Origin of the sequence: Flavobacterium flavipigmentatum (genome assembly GCF_020911905.1) — a bacterium.
GTDB lineage: Bacteria > Bacteroidota > Bacteroidia > Flavobacteriales > Flavobacteriaceae > Flavobacterium > Flavobacterium flavipigmentatum.
Map to the genome: position 1 here is coordinate 1,074,956 of NZ_CP087133.1, position 24,516 is coordinate 1,099,471.

The 24,516-nt window shown below is 33.9% G+C and carries 20 protein-coding genes; 7 read left to right on the forward strand and 13 right to left on the reverse strand.

Annotation, left to right across the window (positions count from 1 at the left end; genetic code table 11):
• Window position 1 precedes the first annotated feature (1 nt).
• The 4 genes from sprC to LNP22_RS05030 all read right to left on the reverse strand — a co-directional run bounded on the left by sprC (window position 2) and on the right by LNP22_RS05030 (window position 3,902).
• On the reverse strand, window positions 2–1,465 hold the full coding sequence (gene sprC / locus LNP22_RS05015; RefSeq protein WP_229975613.1) for a gliding motility protein SprC: 1,464 nt from the start codon (window positions 1,463–1,465) through the stop codon (window positions 2–4).
• Window positions 1,462–1,884 carry a hypothetical protein gene (locus tag LNP22_RS05020; protein WP_229975614.1) on the reverse strand — a complete coding sequence of 141 codons (423 nt, stop codon included), beginning with the start codon at window positions 1,882–1,884 and terminating at the stop codon, window positions 1,462–1,464. The genes sprC and LNP22_RS05020 overlap by 4 nt, the downstream gene beginning before the upstream one ends.
• A gap of 99 nt (window positions 1,885–1,983) precedes the next feature.
• Entirely contained in the window at window positions 1,984–3,276 is a 1,293-nt protein-coding gene (locus tag LNP22_RS05025) for a hypothetical protein (RefSeq protein WP_229975615.1), read from the reverse strand.
• Between the two features lie 173 nt (window positions 3,277–3,449).
• Window positions 3,450–3,902: a hypothetical protein gene (locus LNP22_RS05030; protein ID WP_210666971.1), complete on the reverse strand. Its 453-nt coding sequence runs from the start codon at window positions 3,900–3,902 to the stop codon at window positions 3,450–3,452.
• 438 nt (window positions 3,903–4,340) lie between these two features.
• On the opposite strand from LNP22_RS05030, the gene LNP22_RS05035 reads away from it, so the two are divergent.
• From LNP22_RS05035 to recA, 4 genes are all read left to right on the forward strand, one after another.
• Entirely contained in the window at window positions 4,341–5,489 is a 1,149-nt protein-coding gene (locus LNP22_RS05035; RefSeq protein WP_229975616.1) for a DNA polymerase III subunit, read from the forward strand.
• Between the two features lie 8 nt (window positions 5,490–5,497).
• Complete coding sequence (locus tag LNP22_RS05040; RefSeq protein ID WP_210666973.1) at window positions 5,498–5,881, forward strand: DoxX family protein; 384 nt, start codon at window positions 5,498–5,500, stop codon at window positions 5,879–5,881.
• Window positions 5,882–5,978: 97 nt separating this feature from the next.
• Entirely contained in the window at window positions 5,979–6,488 is a 510-nt protein-coding gene (locus tag LNP22_RS05045; protein ID WP_210666974.1) for an acyl-CoA thioesterase, read from the forward strand.
• Between the two features lie 167 nt (window positions 6,489–6,655).
• Window positions 6,656–7,663 (forward strand): recombinase RecA, encoded by a 1,008-nt coding sequence (gene recA / locus LNP22_RS05050; RefSeq protein WP_210666977.1) that lies wholly within the window; start codon window positions 6,656–6,658, stop codon window positions 7,661–7,663.
• 551 nt (window positions 7,664–8,214) lie between these two features.
• Here the strand turns inward: recA and LNP22_RS05055 are convergent.
• Entirely contained in the window at window positions 8,215–8,967 is a 753-nt protein-coding gene (locus LNP22_RS05055; RefSeq protein ID WP_229975617.1) for a lysophospholipid acyltransferase family protein, read from the reverse strand.
• Window positions 8,968–9,169: 202 nt separating this feature from the next.
• Between LNP22_RS05055 and trpS the strand changes: the two genes are divergently transcribed.
• Complete coding sequence (gene trpS, locus LNP22_RS05060) at window positions 9,170–10,144, forward strand: tryptophan--tRNA ligase (protein WP_229975618.1); 975 nt, start codon at window positions 9,170–9,172, stop codon at window positions 10,142–10,144.
• 460 nt (window positions 10,145–10,604) lie between these two features.
• Here trpS and dprA read toward each other — a convergent pair whose 3' ends face one another.
• Window positions 10,605–11,705: a DNA-processing protein DprA gene (gene dprA, locus LNP22_RS05065; RefSeq protein WP_229975619.1), complete on the reverse strand. Its 1,101-nt coding sequence runs from the start codon at window positions 11,703–11,705 to the stop codon at window positions 10,605–10,607.
• 249 nt (window positions 11,706–11,954) lie between these two features.
• On the opposite strand from dprA, the gene LNP22_RS05070 reads away from it, so the two are divergent.
• Together LNP22_RS05070 and LNP22_RS05075 are read left to right on the forward strand one after the other, a co-directional pair.
• Window positions 11,955–12,917 (forward strand): HU domain-containing protein, encoded by a 963-nt coding sequence (locus LNP22_RS05070; RefSeq protein ID WP_229975620.1) that lies wholly within the window; start codon window positions 11,955–11,957, stop codon window positions 12,915–12,917.
• Window positions 12,918–13,058: 141 nt separating this feature from the next.
• On the forward strand, window positions 13,059–13,493 hold the full coding sequence (locus LNP22_RS05075; RefSeq protein WP_229975621.1) for a hypothetical protein: 435 nt from the start codon (window positions 13,059–13,061) through the stop codon (window positions 13,491–13,493).
• A 50-nt stretch (window positions 13,494–13,543) separates the two neighbouring features.
• Here the strand turns inward: LNP22_RS05075 and LNP22_RS05080 are convergent, their stop codons facing one another.
• From LNP22_RS05080 to LNP22_RS05110, 7 genes are all read right to left on the reverse strand, one after another.
• The gene (locus tag LNP22_RS05080; protein ID WP_229975622.1) at window positions 13,544–14,305 is read right to left on the reverse strand and encodes a hypothetical protein; all 762 of its coding nucleotides are present in this window, start codon (window positions 14,303–14,305) and stop codon (window positions 13,544–13,546) included.
• Between the two features lie 47 nt (window positions 14,306–14,352).
• Window positions 14,353–16,632 carry a helix-turn-helix domain-containing protein gene (locus tag LNP22_RS05085; RefSeq protein ID WP_229975623.1) on the reverse strand — a complete coding sequence of 760 codons (2,280 nt, stop codon included), beginning with the start codon at window positions 16,630–16,632 and terminating at the stop codon, window positions 14,353–14,355.
• Window positions 16,633–16,732: 100 nt separating this feature from the next.
• Window positions 16,733–17,311, reverse strand: coding sequence for an OmpH/Skp family outer membrane protein (locus LNP22_RS05090; protein ID WP_210667468.1), 579 nt, complete (start codon window positions 17,309–17,311; stop codon window positions 16,733–16,735).
• A gap of 246 nt (window positions 17,312–17,557) precedes the next feature.
• A complete protein-coding gene (locus LNP22_RS05095; protein ID WP_229975624.1) occupies window positions 17,558–18,406 on the reverse strand; it encodes a class I SAM-dependent methyltransferase in 849 nt (282 codons plus the stop codon).
• Window positions 18,407–18,599: 193 nt separating this feature from the next.
• Window positions 18,600–20,471, reverse strand: coding sequence for a tRNA uridine-5-carboxymethylaminomethyl(34) synthesis enzyme MnmG (mnmG, locus tag LNP22_RS05100; RefSeq protein ID WP_229975625.1), 1,872 nt, complete (start codon window positions 20,469–20,471; stop codon window positions 18,600–18,602).
• Between the two features lie 223 nt (window positions 20,472–20,694).
• The gene (ybeY, locus tag LNP22_RS05105; protein WP_229975626.1) at window positions 20,695–21,114 is read right to left on the reverse strand and encodes an rRNA maturation RNase YbeY; all 420 of its coding nucleotides are present in this window, start codon (window positions 21,112–21,114) and stop codon (window positions 20,695–20,697) included.
• Window positions 21,111–24,482, reverse strand: coding sequence for a hypothetical protein (locus LNP22_RS05110; RefSeq protein WP_229975627.1), 3,372 nt, complete (start codon window positions 24,480–24,482; stop codon window positions 21,111–21,113). The genes ybeY and LNP22_RS05110 overlap by 4 nt, the downstream gene beginning before the upstream one ends.
• Window positions 24,483–24,516: the final 34 nt, after the last annotated feature.

A 24,516-nucleotide genomic window follows, 5' to 3' on the forward strand; every position in this document is an offset into this window, starting at 1 on the left:
ATTATTTTATCACCGTTATTGATCCTTTTTTTTCACCCGCATCGCCTTTAATGACATAGTAATAAACTGGATTTACATTTTTAAAATCTTTAACGAACGAATTTGTTACGGGGTCGTAATTACTGCCCACATCATCAAACATAATTTCGCCGTTTGAACTTACAATTGTAAGCTTAGTATCTGCTGTTTTGTATACATCTGGAATATTCCAGTATGGATTTGTTGTCAACTTAATAATATTTGGAATAACTGTTGCAGGACCCGGCGGACCAGTAACTATAAAAGAAAATTCTCTTGAAGTGATACAACCACCAGATTGAGAAATTTTTACTCTATAATTACCTCTCACAGTTACCAAATAGGTATCTGTTGTTGCGCCAGCTATTAAATTATCGTTTAAATACCACTCATACGTTGGACTTGCAGCATCATCTGTAACGGTAACACTTAACGTTTCTCCTTCTGCAATTGTATTGGTATCAGGAGCTTCTGGAACATCAATACTGGCGCTAAAAGTATTACTTTGAAGATTGATACTTCCGGTGGCTTTACATCCGCCAAAATCAACTTCTACGGTATAATTTCCGGATTCGTTTGTTGTATACGTACGACCAATTGCTGTTGTGATTTCATTACCATCTTTCTTCCAAACATAGCTATTTCCGCTAGTTGCCGTTAGAACAGTACCTGATCCGCTGGAACAAAATGGGTTTCCTAAACTAGAGCTAATGGTTACACTAGAACCAGAACTTGAAGAAGTAACCGTAACACGATTAGAACTAAAATTCACATCTGAACATTGACCATAATCAATCTCTGCATAATATTGTCCGACAGCGTTTACTACTAAAGAACTAGAATTTTGACCTGTAATCGCAGTACCATCTTTATACCATTTGTATTTGACACTAGCATAATTTAGAGGTGATGAAGAAGGTACAGTTGGAGTTTCGTTATCTACCGAAAGTGTTAAGCTACCTCCAGCGCACAGTAGCGCCATGTCGCTTTTTTTATTGATATAAAAGGAATTCTCGTATTCTTTGTAATAAGCAGGAAAAGAAGTGTTGCCTAAAGTGTTTTTGAACCTTGTAGGACTAACATATCCTGTAGATGCTTTTACTCGTAAGCTGTAAGTATCTGAACCTAGCAGATTGGTTGGTACAGCATACTTTATAGTTTTCTGGGTTGGAGAAACATCAATAGTCTGCAACAAGGTTGTTGCTATTGGATTTGTAAAACTTCCTGTAGGATCTGATAATTCTACAACAAAAGTAGTTCCAGCTGGAAAATCTATATAACTAAATGTTGCAAAAAATTCGTTGAAAGAACCTCCTGCGCACAGTTTTTCCAGACCATCAAATGTTTGTGGAACCACTGTTTGTGCATTAATACTTGGTTCGAAGGCAAAAAAGGCTCCGAAAAAGATAATACATTTCGTTAAAAATAGAGTAGTTTTTTGAATCATATAGTACGTTTTCTGGCTAAATCTATATTTTCAAAAAAAAGAATATCAATAAATGTTTCTGAAAAATCGTATCTATAATTTTCTATAATAGCTCTCGCTATTTCAGAATAGGCACTTTTATCAGTAATAAGGTGTGATTTTTCGACAGCACATGTATCGCTGTCACCCACAGTATCTGTAGTAAAACTATCCTTGGGGATGAATAGCTTTACTAAGAACTGATTTGAAATAATATTTGAATCGGCAACTAAAACAGCTGCACAGTTTTGGTTCTTTAATTCAGACTTAACAACATTGTTTACGTTCTCGATACAATCTAAAAAAACAGGTTTTTCGGTAGTATTTTGTGCGTATGTGGTCAACGAAATAAGAGAAACCAAAAGTATAATACAAGAATATCTTTTTTGTTTCTGGGCCATTATTTTGATCTTTATTTGTCCGCTTAAGACGAGTACATAAATTGTGTCTGGGGACTTTATTAATAAAATTTACGCGTTTAAAATAAAAATCGAAATCTCTTATCGATTGCCGCTTGAAGCAGTAATTTTTCCAAGTATAAGTCTGTAATCTGGCTTTTTAGGGTTTAAAATATCAATGAATGTCTCTTTGTTATCACTTTGAGAATATACATTAAAAAACACGCTATTTCCATACCAGCTCTCTAAATCCTCGTTGTTTGAGTTGTACTCTGTAAAGATATTTCCTTTACACAAGTTAAAAAACATTTCTTCGAATTTGATTTTTTTTAGGTTGGCATCGTTAATCTCAATTTTACTGTCCAATAAAACAGCTGGATTAAATCCAGAGATTACACTACGTTTCATTTCAAGTGAAGCGTTTTCAGCAATATAAACAGCTTCTTTTACCAAACCTGCCTGAATATCGGCACTAATATTTTCGCTATCATTAAGCATTGTAATATTAGAAGCAACTACAAGGGTTCCTTTTTTGGTAAAATCAGTTTCGTTCTTTTTTTCGTAAGAAGCAACTTCAAGACAACGAGAACCATCTTTGTTACTAGATAAGTAAGATGATCTAACGGCTAAAGAGTTGAATAAACGACATTGACTTCCTTGAGTAAATTTAAAGTCATCATTGATTGACTTATAAGAAACAAATTTTGTAGCATTAAGATCTCCACCGTAAACAGCAAACGAGTCACCTGCAGAATAACTAACCATCACGTTTTCAAGAATAGTTTTGTTACCAACACCAGCAAGAGTTAATCCGTTGAAACCTGGAGTACCTTTTACTCTTTTTCCAGCAAATTCGATTCTTACATATCTTAAAACTCCAGAATTAGAAGCGACATTGTCTCCTCCGTAAGTAGTCTGAGATGGATCAAGATCTAAGTTATATGAACCTGCATTTCCAAATTTATTAATCGGAGCATCTCCCAAAATAACCAATCCACCCCAATCTCCAGCTTTTTTCTGGCTGCGGTTTGAAGTAAATACAATTGGGTCTGTCTCTAAACCGTCAGCAATAATTGATGCACCTTTAGTAACTACCAATGTTCCTTTTGTTTCAAAATCACCAATGATCAAAGTCCCTGGCTCAATTGTTAAAACTGCATTGTTAGTAACATATACGTTTCCTTGCAGAACATAAATATTTCTCTTCAGCAACTTTGTGTTAACAGAAATGTTTCCAGCTAAAATCTGATTAGCTTCTCCATATTCTACTTTGTTAGGCTTAAACTCTGTCCAGTTATTCAACCAGTTGTTATAGCCCATAATTCCTTTTTCTTGTTGAGCACTCATACTGGTAACTGTCAAAAGAACGCAGATGATTTGAGTAATTTTTTTCATCACAAGGGGTATTTAGGTTAATATTAAATTTGGGTATGCGAAAATTAAAAAAACTCATCCCGAGTTTTCTGCCAGGCAGAACCATCGAAAACGAGTTGATTTTTTAAAACCTCTGTAAAGAATTGAGACTTGTGATCTCAATTCTTTAAGAAGCATATAAAAATATTTAACGATTACATTTCGTTCAACTCGTTGAACTCGTGTAATGATTTCAATGTTCCTTCATAAAATAAAATAGCAGCGATCAAATTTCCCTTATCTGAGTAAGGCATCATTTTTCTCTGAAATTCTACAGTTGTATCTAAGAATGCTGTAGTACCAATTGCTTGGTTGTCTAACACTTTTTTGTGCTCACTGTCGTCTGGGATACCCAAATCGGCCATTGTAACACCCGGTTTTGTAACCAACGCGATATAAGGAAGGGTTTTCACCAAAACCTTTATACGCTCGATGTACAATTCAAGAAGCTCGCCTTTTTGCATTCCGCTTAGCTCCTTCTGATCATGATATTTGCGTATAAGAGCAGTTGTACTGATAATACTTCTCGGAGCATTTTTGGCTTGTGCAAAAACGGCACCTGTCGTCAATAAAAAAAAGACACTTAAAAAGATAATTTTCCCTTTCATAAATTCTTAGAATAAATTTGTTTTTGATAGAAACAAAAATATATAAATTATGTTAAATCACAACTTTATTGATTTTTTTTTTGAAATAAAACATTCCGAGAATACTCAAGAATGGGTTCTATGTCGAGAAAATATGCCTTTTGCCGAGTTTTTTGTTAATATTGTTAAAATTTTTTTCTTGTAAGAAAAGTGTTAATCAGAGCGATTTATTGTGCTCAATCTTAGACAAAAAAAACATAGCTTTTAAAAAAAAAACGAAAAACTATTAACAAAAATGTCTTAATATCTGTTGAAAAACATTTCAGTATTAACAAAACTTTAGCAGAAAAAAGCAAAAATTTAAGTTAAAATTTTTTTTTAGAATTAAAAAACAACGGTTAAAAATTAATCTTTATCCGGAAAATTTTTGACTACATCATTTTCTTCTATCTTTGCTTCATGCAATTTTCTGAAATTTTAGGCCAAGATTACATCAAAAGTCACTTGATAAAAAGTGCATCCTCTGGAAGAATTCCGCATGCTCAGCTATTTGTCGGACCAGAAGGAAGTGGGACCTTATCAACTGCTATTGCTTATGCGCAATATATTTTGTGCAACAATACAGGTAACGAAAATGCAAACGGAAACGATTCCTGTAATTTAAAATTTCAGAACCTATCACATCCGGACCTGCATTTTATTTACCCCACTGTTACCACCGAAGATGTAAAAACCAAACCTAAAAGTTTAGATTTTATTCAGGATTGGCGACAATTTATTCAGGAAATGCCTTATGGCGGATTATTTGACTGGTACAAAATCCTTGGTGTTCAAAACAAGCAAGGCGAAATTAGGGTTGAGGATGCTCAGGAAGTTTTAAAATCACTTTCGTTAAAATCATACGAAGGCGGTTATAAAATCATGATTATCTGGATGGCTGACAAGATGAATATTGCGGCTTCAAACAAATTACTCAAATTACTCGAAGAACCTTCGGATAAAACTATTTTTATATTGATTTCTGAGAATGAAGAAGACATCATTCAAACCATACGATCTCGTTGTCAGGTAATTCACTTTAATGGTTTACCAGAAAAAGTCATCGCCGAAGCTTTAATTTCGAAAGAAAACATAGAAGAAAAAACTGCTTTCAAAATCGCTCATCAAGCGCAGGGCAATTTTAGCAAAGCTTTGCATTTGATAAAAGAAGACGATGCAGAATATCCTTTTGAGCAATGGTTTGTCAATTGGGTGCGTGCGGCTTTTAGAGCCAAAGGAAACGCCGCTGCGATTCAGGATTTGATTTCCTGGAGCGAAGAAATAGCAAGTTTGGGTCGTGAAAGCCAAAAAAAATTCATTCAGTTTTGTATCGAAATGTTCCGTCAGGCGCTTTTGCTTCATTATCAAGCACCAAGTCTAGTATACATTGAACCAAAAGTCGATAAATTTAAACTCGAAAATTTTGCTCCTTTTGTAAACGGAAATAATATTCATGATATTTTTAAAGAACTTTCAGATGCGATGTATCACATTGAAAGAAACGGAAATGCAAAAATAATTTTAACCGACTTATCAATAAAACTAACCCGATTAATTCATAAAAAATAATATTTCAAATGAATAACGTTGCTTCAATTTTAATTTTGATATTTTTAGCCTTAACTTTTTTACAATCCGGCTACGAAAAAATTTTTTACTGGAAAGATAATTTGGCGTGGCTTAAAGGACATTTTGCTGCCACTATTCTTAAAAATCAAGTGCCTCTTGCCCTGCTTCATCTTTTAATTTTAGAATTAATTTCTGGTATTTTATCTGTAGTTGGCGCCATACAATTGCTTTTGAACAGCGGTCGAGAATTTGGTTTTTACGGTGCCCTATTTTCATGTATCTCTTTGTTAATGATGCTTTTCGGTCAACGATTAGCCAAAGATTACGACGGTGCCAGAACAATTGTAATCTATTTTATACCAGCTGTAATGGCGGTTTATTGGTTAAATTAATTGACTTCGATTTAAAAAAATAGCCGCAGATTTCACAAATTAAAACTAAAGAAATATTTGAAATCTGTAGTAGAAAACAAATTTTATTATTAAAAAAATGACTCCAAAACACCCTTCCGAATCCCTGACCATATTGACCGATTTAGTGCTGCCGAGCGAAACAAATCCTTTGAATAATCTTTTTGGAGGTGAGTTATTGGCCCGTATGGATCGCGCCGCAAGCATTGCAGCCAGAAGACATTCGCGCCGAATTGTAGTTACCGCTTCTGTCAATCATGTGGCTTTTAATCGTGCCATTTCTTTAGGAAGTGTCGTAACCGTAGAAGCCAAAGTGTCCCGATCTTTCAAAAGTTCGATGGAAGTTTTTATAGATGTTTGGGTAGAAGACCGCGAATCTGGCAACAGAACCAAAGCCAACGAAGCCATTTATACTTTTGTAGCAGTAGACGATACCGGAAGACCAGTTGAAGTTCCTGCAATTCAACCCGAAACAGAACTTGAAATTAGTCGTTATGAAGCCGCTTTACGTCGCAAACAACTGAGTTTGTTGCTTGCAGGTAAAATAAAACCATCAGAAGCGACAGAATTAAAGGCTTTGTTTTTATAGTATAAAATTGTGACAATTTGGAACAATGAAACTTCAAAAAAAAGAAGTATTTTTACAAAATTACAAGCCCATAGAAATCTAAATCAGGAAGTTATTGATTTTCTGGTTTGTTTTTCGAAAAAGAAAAAAATATAAAATTTTAGATGAAAGAAAAAGAGAAAGAAAAGATGAGTTCAGAAAAAGATGCCAAACTAAAAGCGTTACAACTTACGCTTGACAAACTTGATAAAACGTACGGAAAAGGAACCGTGATGAAAATGGGTGACAAAGCTATTGTAGAAGTTGAAACGATTTCTTCAGGTTCTTTGGGTGTCGATTTGGCCCTTGGAGTAAATGGATACCCAAGAGGTAGAATAATTGAAATATACGGACCAGAATCTTCTGGAAAAACCACTTTGACACTGCATGCAATTGCAGAAGCTCAAAAAGCAGGCGGAATTGCTGCTTTTATAGATGCAGAACATGCTTTTGATAGAAATTATGCCGAAAAATTAGGCGTAGATATCGAAAACCTGATCATCTCTCAACCAGACAATGGTGAACAAGCTTTAGAAATTGCCGAAAACTTAATTCGTTCAGGAGCAATTGATATTGTGGTAATTGACTCGGTTGCTGCGTTGACTCCAAAAAGCGAAATCGAAGGTGAAATGGGAGATTCTAAAATGGGTCTTCACGCTCGTTTAATGTCTCAAGCTTTAAGAAAATTGACCGGAACAATCAGTAAAACAAATTGTACTGTTTTCTTTATCAACCAGTTGAGAGAAAAAATTGGTGTTATGTTCGGAAATCCTGAAACGACTACAGGTGGTAATGCCTTAAAGTTTTATGCGTCTGTGCGTCTGGATATCCGTCGTTCTTCTCAAATCAAAGATGGTGAGAATGTTATCGGAAACAGAACCAAAGTAAAAGTAGTAAAAAACAAAGTCGCTCCACCTTTTAAAACAGCCGAATTTGACATTATGTACGGAGAAGGTGTGTCTAAAACGGGTGAGATTTTGGATTTAGCAGTTGAATTTGAAATCGTTAAAAAAGCGGGATCATGGTTCAGCTACGGAGATACTAAATTAGGACAAGGGCGTGATGCTGTAAAATCTTTAATCAAAGACAATCCTGAATTGGCTGATGAACTAGAAGTAAAAATTAAAGCACACATCAAAGAATTAGCCAATGCTTAATAGAACATAATTTGCTATTTTATAGCGTATTATATTTTTTTTAAACCCGACAAGATGCTACATTTTGTCGGGTTTTCTTTTTTTTTCACAATTGACGCAACCTTTTCTAAATACCCTCATCTTTATATTAACTAGGTTAAAATCTTGAAGGTTATTTTGCCATGAAGTAACCAATTTTGCAGATTTTATTATAGAATTAGGTTGATTTAGGTTGGTTGTTTTTGATCAAATCCGTTAGCTTTTATGCCTAACGGATTTTTTATCCTCTAAAAAAACATTTTTTTTACGCAACCTTTTGATTATTAAACCATCTAAATAGTAGTAACTAACCTGAGTTCGAAAAAACTCTTTATTATAAACTATAAATGTTTTAGAAATGAAAGAAAAAATGGAACTGTTATTCAACAAAAACCGCAAAAAAACAAAACGAACTTTAAGAATAGTGATGCGATTTATTTCTCAAAAAATAATTCACCGTTAAATTCTTGAGATATCAAAAAACAACTTTTAATCAAAAAAATCCGTTAGCTTTTTAAGTCTAACGGATTTTTTTATTTTAAATCTTCCTTTTTAAAAACAAGTAACTGTTTGTAAATCAATTGTCTTACTTGATCTCGAAGATCTTTTCTGTTTTCGCTGCTCAAATCCTTGGTTGCTATAAATGGTAAAACCTTAACCCGCATTTTTCCTGGACTTCCACTCATAAACGTATACGAAAAACGTTCTTTATTATCTGCAAAAACCACAGGAACGATCGGTATTTGATGCTCAATTGCGAGACGAAAAGCACCGTCTTTAAACTCATCCAACAAAATACTTTCGTCATCCGGAACTCCTCCCTCAGGAAAAATACAAATGCTCAAGCCTTGATTTAAGCGACTTTGTGCTCGCTTAAAAACTTCATTTTTACTTTTTGAAGAATTTCGATCCACCAAAATACAGGTTCTTTTGTAGAAAAATCCAAAAAGAGGAATCTTAGAAAGTTCTTTTTTTCCCACAAAAACAAACGGATTTTTTGCCACCACCAACATCAGCATAATATCTGTCATAGAGGTATGATTGGCCACTATCATGTAACTTTTTCCACGCTCAAGCTTTTGATCACGGTCGATTTTGTAATAAAAACCCATTCCGAAAAGAATGATTTTCGCCCAAATTCGAGCCATTCTAAAAAAATACGGATAACCGCTTTCGGTGATAATCGAGGCCAGTAAAAATGGCAGCATTAGCAATATCGGGATGGCCATTAAAACGTAAAACCAAATGCGCCAGATAATCCAAAAAATAATTTTAATTCCTTTCATGGATTCAAATGTAAGAAAACAGAAATGAATTTAGAATTTTCGAACCTTAGAATTTACAAAATTTAAAATTCTGAAGTAATAAAAGTTTAAAAACACTAAGAAATTTGCGGAAAACTTCACGAACTTTGTGGTCAAGAAAGAACTAAACGTAGCAGATTTTGTAAAAAACTTTGCAATCTTTGCGGTTAAGAAAAAAACGAGAATGGCAAAAATACTTACTGGTGTCCAGAGTACTGGCACGCCGCACTTAGGCAATTTATTGGGCGCAATTATCCCTGCAATTGAATTATCGAATAATCCTGCAAACGAATCTTATTTGTTTATCGCTGATTTGCATTCGATTACGCAAATAAAAGACGGTAAAACATTACGCGAAAACACCTATAGTACTGCAGCGGCCTGGCTGGCTTGCGGATTAAATGCTGATAAAGTTACTTTTTACAGACAATCTGATGTAGTTCAAACTACCGAATTGACTTGGTATTTGAGCTGTTTTTTTCCGTTTCAACGACTGACTTTGGCACATTCCTTCAAAGATAAATCTGATCGTCTGGACGATGTCAATGCGGGGCTTTTTACCTACCCGATGTTGATGGCTGCAGATATTTTGTTGTATGATGCAGAATTCGTTCCCGTTGGAAAAGACCAATTGCAGCATTTAGAAATCACTCGTGATGTCGCTTCGCGATTCAATCACCAAATGGGCGAAACATTTGTAATTCCTGAAGCTAAAATTCAAGAAGACAGTATGTTAATTCCTGGTACAAACGGGGGAAAAATGAGTAAATCGGCCAATAATATTATCAATATTTTTCTGGATGACAAAGCGTTACGCAAACAAGTGATGAGTATCGAAACCGATAGTACCCCACTTGAAGAACCAAAAAATCCGGACACTTGCAATGCTTTTGCTATTTACACGCTTTTGGCAAATGAAACTCAAATTGCAGCAATGAGAGCCAATTATTTGGGCGGAAATTACGGTTACGGTCACGCCAAACAAGCTTTGTTTGAACTGATTACAGAAACTTTTAAAACCGAAAGAGAAAAATACAACTACTACATCAATAACCTTGAAGAAGTTGACGCACTTTTGAAAAAAGGTGCCGAAAAAGCCTCTGCTGTTGCGACAGAAGTTTTAGACAGAGTTCGTGAGAAATTAGGGTTTGGAAAATAACAAAGTATAAGCAAACCTAATAGGCTTTAAAAACCTGTTAGGTTTGTTGTTTAAAATTTCTATTTATAAGTCCATTTTCAAAAGCTATTTTAAAAATTGAGAAAATTATTCACCAAATATCTTTTTCTTCTCTTAATAATCCTTTTTGGATTTGGCTTTATATTGACCTGTTTATTTGGTGATGAGCAATCTTTCGCACTAAATAAAACTGTTGGCTTTGCATACGATATTTCACATCAGATAATTATCACGGCTCTAGTTTTTGCTTTTTCCCAAATTCTCTTTATTATTGGATATTTGATCCTTTTTCTCCTTCTTCGAAAGACAAATTATTTTGTTTCAATTGCTCATTTTGAAATTATCATACTGAGCCTCTCTTTAATGTATTTCGAAAATTTTATTGTGAATATGACTTTATGTGTGATCTCAATAATTTTATTTTTTATAAATATTTTCAATTCTAAATTGCCTCAAACAACTTCCCTGGCAAAGGACGAATCACGCCTTTAAGCTCCATATTCAGCAACATTCCTGAGATTTTAAAAATTGGGAAATCACATTGCAGCGCGATACTATCCAGTAATTCTTTGCCGTTTTTTAGCAGAAAATCATATATTTTTTGTTCCTCGGGTTCGAGAGTTACAAACAACTGTTTCTGAATGGATTTCGTCTTTTTTTCGATATCCCAATTAAGAATATAAATCAGATCGGCGGCGCTTGTGAGCACATTTGCTTTTTGAGTTTTTATCAAATTATTACAGCCCTGACTGTACTTGTCGGTAACGCGACCGGGCACAGCAAAAACATCTCGATTATAGTCATTGGCCAGATTGGCCGTAATGAGCGAACCGCCTTTATCAGCAGATTCTATTACAATTGTGGCTTCCGCCATGCCGGCAACAATGCGGTTTCGACGTACAAAATTTTCTTTATCAGGATTGGTCGAACTCCAAAATTCCGTAATAAACCCGCCGTTTTCCTCCATTTTGGCCATGTATTTTTTATGATTTTTTGGATAAATTTGGTTCAAACCGTGGGCTAAAACTCCGACGGTCTGCAAACCGTTTTCGATTGCCAACTGATGTGCCACGATATCAACTCCATACGCAAAACCACTCACAATAACAGGATCCAATGGTGCCAAATCTTCGATAAGTTTTTTGCAAAATTCCATACCGTATGACGTAATTTGTCGAGTGCCCACTATACTGATTATCTTTTTATTTTTTAAATCAATATTTCCAGCGGTAAAAATCAAAACGGGTGCATCGTAACAATGTTTTAAACGTTCTGGATAATGCTCGTCTTGAAAAAAAGCAACCTTTATATTATTTGATTTAATGAATGTTAGTTCGGCATTGGCTTTTTCGAAAATAGTTTTGCTCTTGAAATTTTTTAGTAAAGCTGCTCCAATACCATCAATGGCAGCTATTTGAGCACTCGTGGCATTAAAAACTGCTTGTGCATTTTGAAAATGAAACAATAATTTTTTGGCCATAATATCTCCAACACCTTCGACACGAAGTAAAGCCAATAAATAAAATAATTCCTGATCAGACATAAAAATTAAAATGTTTTGTCCTTTTATTAGAAAAAAATGCTTTCTATAAAAAAATAATAAGGTGCAAAATAGTAAATTTAAAGTTAATTCGTGTTAAAAATAAAGCTAAAAGACAATTTACTTAAATTACACTAAAAAATGAAATATACTAATTACTTATAAATAAGTATTTTAAGTCGATTGTACGATTGTTAATAAAAATTGTGAATAAAATTTTGATAACTATATTCGTTGCATAACTTTGTTACTATGAAAATTGAAATTTATATAGCACAGTTATTGTATCGTTATCAGTGTGTAACGGTTCCAGGATTCGGAGCGTTTTTGACAGAAATGCAGTCGTCTCAGCTAAATCAGTCAACAAATACGTTTTCTCCGCCTAAAAAAATGATTTCTTTTAATAGCAAGATCAAAAACAATGATGGTCTGCTGGCAAATCATATTGCTCAAATTGAAAAAACATCTTACGGCTTTGCTGTAAGTGCTATTGCTTTTGAAGTTTTGAACTGGAAAAAAGCACTTGAAGAACAAGAGGTTTTAACTATAAAAAATATCGGCCAAATTCGTTTAAACGCAGATAAAAACCTAGTGTTTACTCCAAATGACCAAAACAATTACCAGACAAGTTCTTTTGGTTTGAGTCCGTTTGTTTCTCCTCTTGTAAAAAGAGAAATTTTTGAGAGAAAGTTAGAGAAATTAGAGCAAACGCAAAACATCGAGGAGCACGAAGAAGAGACAAGATCTTCCCTACCTTACTTAAGATATGCAGCAATTTTTATTTTAGGCCTCGGGATTACAGGAAGTATAGGATATCCTTTGTATCAAAATCAGATTGCGACGCAAACACTTATTGTAGAGAGTAAAGTGCAAAAAAAGGTAGAAAGCAAAATACAAGAAGCGACGTTTTTTATCCAGAATCCTTTACCGGCGGTAACCCTTGCTGTTGATACCGCAACAGTTGTTGCAGCTACAGAAGAAAAAATGCCGTACCACATTATTGCAGGCGCCTTTAGAAGCGAAGCCAATGCAAAAAAAGCATACAATCAACTGATAAAAGATGGTTTTCCTGCCAGAATGCTTGGTGAGAACAAACATGGCCTTTACCCGGTTTTATACGGAAGTTATGCTACTATGGCTGAAGCCGAAAAAGCACAAAAAGAAATTCATAAAGGAGAGAATCCAGACGCATGGATTTTAGTCCAGTCTTTATAAAATATAATAAACCCTATTCTTTTTAGAATGGGTTTTTTTATTTCTATAAAAGTTAAATGTTTTAAAAACAGGAGTATCAACGCATAATAGTCCTATTTTTGTTTTGAGGAATCCCCTAAAACAATAAAAAAATTAACAACTATGAAAACTACATTAAACCTACTTTTTATTTTATTTCTGCTTACTTTCTCTCAACAAAATTTTGCTCAAAGTGGTACACAAACCGAAAATGTTGAGATTAAACTAGCTAAAGAGCAGTCAAACAATTCTTTAGAATATGCTAAAAAAATAAAAACTGAGCAAAAAAGAATAGAAAAAGAGCAAGAAAAAATAAACAAACAACGTCAAAATGTTGAAAGCTCTGAAAAAAGCATTAAAAAAATAGAAAAAAAGATAGAAAAAGCAAAAACCGAAAATCAAAAATTAGTAGAAAAAATCACTAACAGCAAAGGTTCTGCAGAAGATATTAAAAAATTAAAAATTAAATCAACAAAGCAGGAACTTAATATTCATGAATTGGAACTTAAGCTTTTGGAAGAACAAAAAGAATTAGATGACTTTAAAAAATCATACTAATTAACGAAAAATCCTAATCTCAACCGATTAGGATTTTTTTTATTATATCTCTATTCTGATACTATTTTAGCCTCCTGAAAAAGGATCTTTTTTTCATTGTTATAAATCGTCAAACTAGCCGGTGATGCTCCTTTTTCGCGTAATGGAGCGATATAACATTCGTAAAGATATTGCCCTTTTTTAAAATCAAAATGATGGTTGCCACCGGTTCCGTCCTGAAACCATTTTCCGTTGGTAATCACCAAATCAGGTTCTTCACTCATTGCTTTTTTTAAAGGCCATGAAGCATAACGATAATTATCGTTGCCCAAATCATCAATTCTAACACGAAATTTACTGGTTTCTAAAATACAAACAGGCGTTTCGAAGTTCGCAATCGATGCATGTAACTTCCCTTTTATGGCGGTAATTATTTTCGTGCTTAAATTAGCTTCAAACTTGGATTGATAATTTACAGCAAATAACTCACCTTCTTCGGTCATCCAAATCGTTCCCTGATTGAGCATGATTCCGCGCCATCCCATTAGTGACCAATCTTTTGCGGGATCTGATTTTGAAATCTCATTGATCAAATCTGCATCAAAGATTTCGGTATATCTTTTTACAAATTCTGCTTTGCTTTTAATTCCTGGAATGGGGTATTCCCTTTTTAAAGGATAAACAACCATTGCCGCAATTGCCTCTTTTTTACTGTTTTTTACATTTTCGATAAAGCTTTTTATAAACTTTTGCTGTTCGGGTTTCAAATCTTGAGCCAAGATCAAATTCGAACAAAAAAACAACACTCCAAAAAATAATATTTTAAATTTCATATAGCTTCAATTAGTTTAATAATATTGTAAAACCTGAAAATCAACATTTAATTCAAACTCGCTTTGAACATTTTTAATTCGTCCCAAGTAAATTCCTCACCATGTTTTTCTTTCAAACCGTTTAATGATTCTTCCTGGTAAAACTCAAAAGCATCTCTGAGCGCCAGAATTTTATCATAAGGCAACACATCTGAAATTTCGATTTTTTTAGCCTGAATAAGTTTAACCAAATGCATTTCGATGGTTTGCACAGTTAGTTTTCTAATTCGGGCAATATCCTCAACCGAATTTTTCTCCACCCACAAATCGTATGTTTCTTCGACAGTTGTTTTCTTAACCGTTTTGAACTGATTTTTATCCAATTTTTTCGAAACATATCTCGTAACAGGTTCATTCAAATTAAAAATATCACTATTCTTGATGTTAAACTCTTCCCGAATCTTCGCAATTTTATCCAACTTGAAATTTTTGATGGCTGAAGATGACAGCCTTTCTTTAGAAATTGCCTCGCCAGAAACCACCGTTTCCATAAGTAATTTTGCTTTCATCAAGCGCAACACCGCTTTGGTTTGCAAATCATCCAAAAAAGCCAGTTCTTCATAAAATTCTTTGACTTTTTTAAAGTTTTGAATTTCTGCCATTTTTTCAATTAAATCGGTCACAAGCCTGTCCATTGGCTTAAAGAAATAATCATAGGCCGCTTCTACCCTTTCTTTCACAAAAAATAAATCGACCGTTTCTTTATTGAAAATTTTATTAAGCTGATGAATGAATTTTTGCGAGGGATCTATAAGCAATTCGATCGTTTCCAGACGTTTATATGCCCATACAGCATGTTTGGCTTTTTCTGAACTTGGCGCATTCTCATTGTAACTAAAACGATGGTTGCGCCACTCTTGCGCCAAATCTGTCCAATTAAAACTGTTAATCAAATAGTTATGAATAAAATTTTTGGTTTCGAAGTGCAGGGATTTCTTCAAAACGTCTTCTGAAGCTTTATTCAAAGCATAATCCATTACGTCCTGATCGTTAGAAATACCATTCATCTGCATCTTAGAAAGCAAAATAAGCCCGTTTAACGAACGCAAACGCGACAGCGCTACATACGCTTGTCCGGGTAAAAAAACTTGCGATACATCGAGCGCAGCTTTGTCAAAAGTTAAACCTTGACTTTTGTGAACTGTAATCGCCCACGCTAATTTCAGCGGATAATGCGCAAATGTACCTAAAACTTCTTCTTCTATATCCTTCGTATGCTCGTTTACTTTGTATCGGATATTCTTCCATTCGTACTTCTCAACCTCAATAGTTTTGTTTTCTTCGGGAAAATGTACAAAAATTTCTTCGCTAGCAAGTGACTTGATCACCCCCATTTTTCCGTTGAAGAACTTCTTTTCAAAACCGGCATCATTTTTTACAAACATGACCTGAGCTCCTACTTTCAATAAAAGATTTTCTTCGACGGGATAAATTTTTTCAGGAAAATCACCGACTACAAAAGGCTGAAAAGCATATTCTTTACCCGCCAAGTCCTTAATAGCCTGTTCGTTAATAGAATCGGCTTTAGCATTATGCGTAGTCAGCGTGATGTATCCTTTGTTATTTTTTAAATCAAAATCGGGCTGAACATATTGGTTAAGCACCTGCATATCTTCTGGCGTGATCTGATTGTTACGAAGATTATTTAAAACCGAAATAAAAACATCATCTGTTTGCCGATAAATTTTAGACAATTCGATATAAATTGGCGGATTTTGCTGGATAACATGCGAATGAAAAAAGAATTTTCCTTTGTAATAATTGCGTAAAGTTCGCCACTCTTCATCCCGAATTACAGGTGGCAACTGCAATAAATCACCAATAAAAAGCACTTGAGTGCCACCAAAGGCGCGCGTATTTTTACGAACAGTCTGCATCATAAAATCGATAGCATCGAGTAAATCAGCACGTAACATACTCACTTCATCAATAATCAACAATTCCATGTTGCGGATCACATTTCGCTTGACATTGTTCATTTTAAAATGTCTGCGCAGGCTTTCCTTATTTTCAAATTTTACCGTTTCTGTAAATTGTGAACTCTCCTCATACGTTGGAATAAAAGCAGAAAACGGCAGTTGAAACATAGAATGAATCGTAACGCCGCCCGCATTCAAAGCTGCAATACCGGTTGGTGCCACAACCACTGTGTTTTTGTGTGTGGTGTTGATAATTTCGCGCAAAAGCGTCGTTTTTCCAGTACCTGCTTTTCCGGTCAGGAATATCGATTTTTGCGTTTGATTGATAAATTGTAAGGTGTAAGCTGCTGCTTCTGAAACGGTTTGCATGAGGCGTGGATTAATAAACGAAAGTATTCAAATTTGACAAAACAAAAAAACCTAAATCTGCAATAGACTTAGGTTTTTTTTAAATTAGTTATTTTTTGTATTATTTTTTTGCCTCTTCGCCTTCTTTTACAGCTGTTTTATCAGCTTTTGGCTCAGACTTGTATTTTTCATTCAATGCTTTTATGATATCTTTTGTGATATCAAATTTCTCTTCAGCATACAAAACCGTTGCAGCATCACCTGTCCCGTAGATATATGAATATCCGTTTTTCTTACCGTAGTCTTTGATGAATTTTTTTACACCGCTTACAAGAGAATCCATTTCAACACCACTGTCTTGTTGCAATTGTTGTGCTAAAGCTTGTTGTGCGTAACCCAATTGTTGTTCTCTTTTTTGCAACTCAGCTCCTCTTTGTTGCGCCCAAGCCTGACCATTAGCCTGCGCTTGAGATTGAAAATTCGCTGCGTCTTGTTTAAAACGTGTAATTTCAGCTTGTAGTTGTCTTCCCTTTTCTTCAGATTGTGCTTTGTATTTTGCTTCAAGGTCTTTTGCTTCAGTGTACTCTTTCATTAAAACCGAAGTATCTACGTAAGCTGTTTTTACTTCCTTAACTTGAGCTGCTTTCTCACATGAAACAGCTAAAACAGAAAGCGCGATAATTACTAATGCTTTTTTCATTTTTTGGATTTCTATATTTTTTAAGTATTAAAGACAAAAATATAAAAAAATAAATAGCATCAACATAAAGTTTAAAAAATGCTAAAATTTTATCATATTGTTTTTATTTATCGAAAGAAAAAAACTTATAATTTCCCGCTATTAAAAGTGACTTTAATAGCTTTCTTTAAAAAGGTTTTCTCAAAAAAGCCGATGTTTCTCTTTATTTAAGGTGAAAAACGTGCTTAAATGCGCTTAAAATACGTTTTACTTGTTTTTTAAGACATAAATGTGTGATGAATACTCTTTGGTCTTACTTGCTTTTAAATTAGATCGTAAACCGACTAAAAACGCATTGATGTAATTCATTTTTCCTGTTTTATATTTTTCAGATAAAAGACTCACGTAAAAAGAATCAAATTTCATTGGAAGCACTTTTGTGAGTTTCATATCTACTTTTTCAAAAAGAGACTGAATCGCTTTTTTAGAAAAATGCCAAAAATGAATTGGCACATCATAAGCTGCCCAAAATGATTTGTAATGTTGTGCATCGAACGATTTAAAATTTGGAACCGCAACAATTAAAGTTCCAGTTGGTTTTAACAAACGCTTCAATTCCTGAATTTGCAATTCTAAATTGGGAACGTGTTCCAGAACATGCCACATCGTAATCACGTCGAAAGAATTATTTTCAAGAACGCTAATTTCGTCCACGAAGGAAATTCCTTTTTGGGTCGCAATTTTTTTTGCTCTTTCGCTTGGTTCTACTCCAACAGTTTCCCAACCATTATTTTTTGCAGTTAACAAAAAATCTCCGGTTCCCGCACCAATATCCAAAATTTTACCTTTCTGTATTTGTTCTGCATTAATTAAATCTAATTTATTTTTAAGTGCAATATTTTTTACGAAATGATATGCTTTTTCAAACAACGAACGTTTGTTATCCGTGTGCGAAATATAATCTTCGCTTTCGTAATATTTTCCCAGATTTTGTAACTCAGGTTGTGGCGAAGTAATCAACATGTCTAAAGTTTCATCATGATACAACTCAAAAATTTCTTTAGAAACAGAATGGTCTTTTACAGTAAGAAAATGTTTTTTATTTAAAACGTCCATTTTTTAATTATAGGTTTTTTAATAGAATTTGGTAAAATTATTGTTTTGAATCATTAATCGTTTCACGTGGAACAATTAAACAATTATTTTAGATTTTATTTATTTAAAGTAGTATAGCTATGATAAAAAATTTGTTTCAGGATTTCCTTTTCAATAACATCGAATTTAAAACCTGAAACAAAATGTATATACTTTATCTTCCCATATAAATCAATAATACAGAAATATCGCTAGGTGAAACTCCGCTTATTCTTGAAGCTTGAGAAATAGTCACGGGACGAATCTTAGCTAATTTTTGCTTTGCTTCAATTGACATTGATTTTATTTTATCATAATCAAAATTCTCTGGAATTTTGACTTCCTCCAGGCGTGTTAATTTATCGGCATTATTTCGCTCTTTTTCTATATAACCTGAATATTTAACCTGAATTTCGGCTTGCTCCAAAATTTCCTGATCAACATCATTTTCTTCGATATATTGTTTTACTTTTTCAAATTTCATCATGTCCTCTAAATCAATTTGCGGACGAGAAAAAACTTTAAACATTTTATCTCCTTGCGAAATAGCAGCTGTTTCTTTCGCCTCTAAAATTGGATTTGTTTCTGCAACCGAAACACTGGTTTCTTTAAAAAACGCAACCATCTTTTCAGACTCATTTAGTTTATGTTCCATGCGACGCAAACGCGCTTCCGAAGCTAAACCAATTTCAAATGACATTGGCGTTAATCTAAAATCAGCATTATCTTGACGCAACAATGTTCTATATTCTGCTCTTGAGGTAAACATACGATAAGGCTCTTCAGTTCCTTTTGTTATTAAGTCGTCTATCAAAACTCCAATATAAGCTTCATCACGTTTTAGAATTAATGGTGCTTTTTCATGCACTTTTAAATGGGCATTTATTCCTGCCATCAAACCTTGCGATGCAGCTTCTTCATATCCTGTTGTTCCGTTAATTTGTCCGGCAAAATACAAACCTTCCACTAACTTTGTTTCCAAAGTATGTTTCAATTGCGTTGGAGGAAAATAATCATATTCTATCGCATAGCCAGGACGAAAAAATTTCACTTTCTCAAATCCGGCAACAGAACTCAATGCTTTAAATTGAATATCCTCCGGAAGAGAAGTTGAAAATCCATTTACATAAACTTCACAGGTATTCCAACCTTCAGGTTCGACAAATAATTGATGACGTTCTTTATCAGCAAATCGATTTATTTTATCTTCTATCGAAGGACAATATCTTGGCCCGAGACTTTTTATTCTTCCGTTAAACATTGGTGAACGATCAAAACCTTCTCTTAAAATATCATGAACATTCAGAGAAGTATAAGTCATGTAACACGACCTTTGATGTGTTAATGGTTTTGTTAGATCAGAATATGAAAATTTATCCGGTTTTGCATCACCTTTTTCTTCGTTCATTTTCGAATAATCCAAAGAACGGCCATCTACTCTCGGAGGCGTTCCTGTTTTCATTCTTCCAGATTCAAATCCGGCAGCAACCAAATCTTCGGTAATTCCAGTCGCTGCACTTTCGCCTGCTCTTCCTCCACCGAATTGTTTTTCTCCTATATGAATCAAGCCATTCAAAAAAGTTCCGTTTGTTAGCACCACGGACTTAGAGCGGATTTCAACTCCAAGCGAAGTTTTGATTCCTTTTATCTTTCCATTTTCAATAATCAAACCTTTTACCATCTCCTGATAAAAATCCAGATTTGGAGTTCCTTCCAACATCATTCTCCATTCTTCAGCAAAACGCATGCGATCACTTTGAACTCTTGGAGACCACATTGCAGGACCTTTTGATTTGTTCAACATCTTGAATTGGATAGCAGTTCTATCAGAAACAATTCCCGAATATCCTCCCAACGCATCAATCTCACGCACAATTTGTCCTTTTGCAATTCCACCCATCGCTGGGTTACAAGACATCTGTGCTATATTTTGCAGACTCATGGTAACCAACAAAGTCTTGGAGCCTAAATTTGCGGCCGCTGCCGCGGCTTCAGATCCAGCGTGACCAGCACCCACTACAATTACATCGTATTCTTCTAAAAACATTTTGTTTTATTATTCTCGTCGAACCTTTTAAGGATCCTCAGAATTAACTTTATATTATTCTTTTGTTCCACGTGGAACAGCAAAAAAAACAGTTTTATATTTATTTTACTAAAATGTTCCACGTGAAACAAACCATCACCTCTTAATCAGTTTTCATTTTTTTTAAATTGTTTCACGTGGAACACAAAATAAAAACATTATATATAAAACTCAATGCGGTGATTTAATGTTCCACGTGAAACATTGCTATTTTTTCATCTTCTTTTAATCGCATCTTTGCAGCGTCAGTATCTGTTTTGTCTTTATATCCACAGTAATGTAATATACCATGAGCTAAAACACGCTTAAGTTCTTCTTCAAACGAAACATTAAAATCTTTAGCATTGTCTTCAACCCTTTCTACAGACACAAAAATATCGCCGTTTAATTGGTTGCCTACCGTATAATCAAAACTAATAATATCGGTCAAAGTATCATGGTTTAAGTATTCAACATTTATCTTGTGAAGATAATCATCATCACAGAATATGTAATTTATCTCTCCTTCACTCTTGTTCTCTGAAACGATCACAGCACTTAACCAATCTAAAAAGGCTTGTTCGTTATCTAAAGTAAATTCAGTTTCGTAATTAAAATTGATCATTTTGTATTAAAATATTCTTGAACCTTTTGGTTAAAATTTGAGCGCAAAGGTAGTGATTGTCTGTTTAAAATCTCTACACTGTTTAAATATTCCAGCAACGTGCTTGGTAAGGCGTTTGATTTATTAGTAAATTCAGTTTTGTTGGTTTCAGATTGGCGTTTTGTATCCTGACCTTGTTGCTGTACAGCATTGTTTAATTTTAATAATTCTTGCTGAATATTTAGAATTCTTTGCAGGTTTTCATTTTTAAAGCCTTTATTTAAAAGTTGTTTTTCAGACTGTTTCATCTGATCTAAAACCGACTTCCCTTGTGAATCTAAGCCTTGTTTTGCTAGTTCTTTTTGCAAAGCTTCACGAAGTTTTACTTGCTCTTTATAAATTTCCATAATGGCTTGAGCATTTCCTTCACCATCATCACCCTCATTTCCTTCTTTACCATCTTTACCTTTATCTCCAGATTGATTACCATTTCCATTCTTGCCTTGTCCATTTTTTCCTTTTCCATCTTTGCTTTCTTTTCCTTCACCGCTTTGTCCATCTTTTCCCTCACCCGGTTTACTACCCTTCATACCTTCTTTCATTTTATCACCTAAACCTTTTTGCTTTTTAATAATATCTGGTAATTGCATTCCCTGACCGTCACCCGATTTAGGTTTGCCAGAGCCTGGACTCGACATAGCATTCTGCATATTGTTAAGAAGATCACTTAAAAAATCAGCCATTTTATTTGCAGAAGATACTGCGTATTGTTGATGCGAAACCCCTTTTGGAACCTGAACTTCGGTCAATGTTTCAATTGCTTTGTCAATATTGTACTGTACATTACCGATGTCTTTTGTTACTTCTTCTCCCACTTTTGGATTCCTCAATGACATAGCAAAAAGACTATCATCTACAAATTTGAATTGCTGTTTTAAATTTTGCTGAATTTTGATATTCTTTGTGTAGGCAGAAGAACCTAATTTCATAGATTTAAATTGCTTCATCACCTCTTCCTGAGATAAAGAATATGCTAACAAATTGTCTAAAACCTGGCGCAGCATTGCAACGTCTTCCTGAAGTTGTTCTTTATCGCCTGCCTCCATACTTGATTGCATTTTTTGCGCCATACTTTTCATTTTCTTCGCCGCACTTTTTTGTTTTGGTTTGGCCTGAGATGCATTCTTTTTATCTAATTCTTCTGCGGCTTTTTTTAAATCTTCACTTACTTCTTTCTCTTTTGAACCATCAGATGGAATGTCTAAAGGAGATTTTAATGTTTTGTTCTCCTCTTTCAAATCCTTTAAATCTTCCTGAATTTTATCAAATGATTTATTAATTTCATCTTGTTTTTCGAGAGTATTATCTTTGTCTTTATTTGATAGTTGCTCCTGCTTCTCTGAAAGCTTTTCTAATTTATCAGCCACTTGTTCTGCTTTCTTCTCAACATAAAAACGCTTTGTAAGTTCTACTAATTGCTGTAAATTTTTAGATTGGTTTTTACTTGTTTGTTTGAACTTTTCCATCTTATCAAACAAATCTTCATTGTTGAGTTTGTTATTCAACTCTTTTAATTCATCTAACAATTTTTGGTTTTTTACTAGATCTTTCTCTGCATTATCTAAACGTTTTTGCAAAGTTTCAGACATTTCATCTTTCTTATCACCTTTAAATTTTTCTAAATCTTTATTCATTTTCTCAGCAAATTGTTTCATCAATTCGTCTTGTTGTTTCTGACGTTTGATAAAATCATTAATTAATTGCTGGTCTTTAAACTCCAAATTATTTTTCTCTTTGCCTGTATTCTGAATCTTATCCATCTCGGATAATTGCTTCGTTTGATTTTTTAAAGATTTTTCTAAACTATTGATATTTTGATTCTGTTGTTGTAATTCTAAATCATGAACTTCTTCTGTAGTTGCAACTCTATCCGAAAAAACGGAAGACTTCGTACTCTTAAAATGGTGTGGCGCATCGTTATCAAAAACCTCAAAATAATAATCATAGGAAACCCCTTCTTCAACAGCCAAATTACTTGGAAAAGAAAAAACAAACTGATCAAAAACACCTTGCTTCACAGGTATAGTACCACGTTTGGCAGTGATTGGTTTGTTGCGTTCGTAATACACTATTTGTAATTTTGACAAACCGTAATCATCACCCAATTTTCCTAAAACATAATTTTTGTCCAACTTTAAACTATCAGGCGCAGGACTTACACTTATAGTTGGATGTTGATCTTTGACTACGGCAAGCTGATAATCGAGTTTTTCATAGTTTTTGATAACATTATTGGATGTAAGAATTTGATATTCTGTATTTTGGCTGATATTTTTTGTCAATCTAAACTCATTATCCGCTTTATTGAACTTAAAAATCGAATTCTGCTCTTTCCAAACAATTTCCTGAGTCGATTGTGTCACCATTTTCCAAGTTACAGAAGTTCCTTCAGGCACAATAGCATTACCTGTTCCTTGAATACTTTCAGATTTCTTTTTTAAGTACGAAGGAAAATTAAGCACCATTTCGAAGTTAGCAATAGACGGAACAGTGATCACTTTCAATACATATTCTTCAGATGAAACAGAATTTCCTTCAAGGAAAAATTGCACATTTGATATTGGCTTTTCAACTTTAAACTCAAACTTACCAGCTTGGGAAGATTCCATAAAATAACTTTCATCACCAATATGGATAGTCACATTCTCAGGAACAACTTTCCCAACGATTTCTACTTTCACAACAAAATCTTTATTCTGTTCTGTCTGTAAATTAGGATTTACGATCACAAATTTAAAAGGTGTCGGAGGTAAAAAAGTAGCATTAAAATGAACTACCCTATTTAAACTTTGAGAAATAATATTACTGTTTCCAGAAATATAAAACACCGCAAAAAGCAAAACCGGAATTAAGGCTAAAGGCAAATACTTTTTGTTTGAACTAAAATTAACAGCGTTACCAAAAGGAATTGGCTGCAACGAATTTGCTTTTTGTTCTATAGAAGCCAACATTAATTCAGAACTTTCTACTGAATTCTCAAAAGCCGAAAGCTGCAAAAAGTTGGTTAGTTTATCACTTACTTCTGTAAAATGCTTTCCGATAATTTCCGAAGCTTGATTATAATCGATTCCTTTTTGAAGTTTGAACAATTTAAAAATTGGAAACAATATAAATCGGAACAACAAAAAAGCTTCAACAACGATGAATATCCAAAATAAAAGAGTTCGCCCAGCCGGTTTGAGCCAGAGAAAATACTCGATTATGAGTGTAAATAGAAAATACAATAATCCAAAACCAATAAAAAGAAGCGTTCCTTTTATCAATTCATTCATGTAATATTTCTTTATAAATCCTTCTAACTTCTGATATATGGCAGATGATGTTTTCAAAATAAAATCTATTATGATTATAACCTATAAAAGT

Bases quoted from the DNA above. Each gene is read 5' to 3' on its own strand.
- sprC (WP_229975613.1), bottom strand. From the start codon at position 1,465: ATGATTCAAAAAACTACTCTATTTTTAACGAAATGTATTATCTTTTTC.
- LNP22_RS05020 (WP_229975614.1), bottom strand. From the start codon at position 1,884: ATGGCCCAGAAACAAAAAAGATATTCTTGTATTATACTTTTGGTTTCT.
- LNP22_RS05025 (WP_229975615.1), bottom strand. From the start codon at position 3,276: ATGAAAAAAATTACTCAAATCATCTGCGTTCTTTTGACAGTTACCAGT.
- LNP22_RS05030 (WP_210666971.1), bottom strand. From the start codon at position 3,902: ATGAAAGGGAAAATTATCTTTTTAAGTGTCTTTTTTTTATTGACGACA.
- LNP22_RS05035 (WP_229975616.1), top strand. From the start codon at position 4,341: ATGCAATTTTCTGAAATTTTAGGCCAAGATTACATCAAAAGTCACTTG.
- LNP22_RS05040 (WP_210666973.1), top strand. From the start codon at position 5,498: ATGAATAACGTTGCTTCAATTTTAATTTTGATATTTTTAGCCTTAACT.
- LNP22_RS05045 (WP_210666974.1), top strand. From the start codon at position 5,979: ATGACTCCAAAACACCCTTCCGAATCCCTGACCATATTGACCGATTTA.
- recA (WP_210666977.1), top strand. From the start codon at position 6,656: ATGAGTTCAGAAAAAGATGCCAAACTAAAAGCGTTACAACTTACGCTT.
- LNP22_RS05055 (WP_229975617.1), bottom strand. From the start codon at position 8,967: ATGAAAGGAATTAAAATTATTTTTTGGATTATCTGGCGCATTTGGTTT.
- trpS (WP_229975618.1), top strand. From the start codon at position 9,170: ATGGCAAAAATACTTACTGGTGTCCAGAGTACTGGCACGCCGCACTTA.
- dprA (WP_229975619.1), bottom strand. From the start codon at position 11,705: ATGTCTGATCAGGAATTATTTTATTTATTGGCTTTACTTCGTGTCGAA.
- LNP22_RS05070 (WP_229975620.1), top strand. From the start codon at position 11,955: ATGAAAATTGAAATTTATATAGCACAGTTATTGTATCGTTATCAGTGT.
- LNP22_RS05075 (WP_229975621.1), top strand. From the start codon at position 13,059: ATGAAAACTACATTAAACCTACTTTTTATTTTATTTCTGCTTACTTTC.
- LNP22_RS05080 (WP_229975622.1), bottom strand. From the start codon at position 14,305: ATGAAATTTAAAATATTATTTTTTGGAGTGTTGTTTTTTTGTTCGAAT.
- LNP22_RS05085 (WP_229975623.1), bottom strand. From the start codon at position 16,632: ATGCAAACCGTTTCAGAAGCAGCAGCTTACACCTTACAATTTATCAAT.
- LNP22_RS05090 (WP_210667468.1), bottom strand. From the start codon at position 17,311: ATGAAAAAAGCATTAGTAATTATCGCGCTTTCTGTTTTAGCTGTTTCA.
- LNP22_RS05095 (WP_229975624.1), bottom strand. From the start codon at position 18,406: ATGGACGTTTTAAATAAAAAACATTTTCTTACTGTAAAAGACCATTCT.
- mnmG (WP_229975625.1), bottom strand. From the start codon at position 20,471: ATGTTTTTAGAAGAATACGATGTAATTGTAGTGGGTGCTGGTCACGCT.
- ybeY (WP_229975626.1), bottom strand. From the start codon at position 21,114: ATGATCAATTTTAATTACGAAACTGAATTTACTTTAGATAACGAACAA.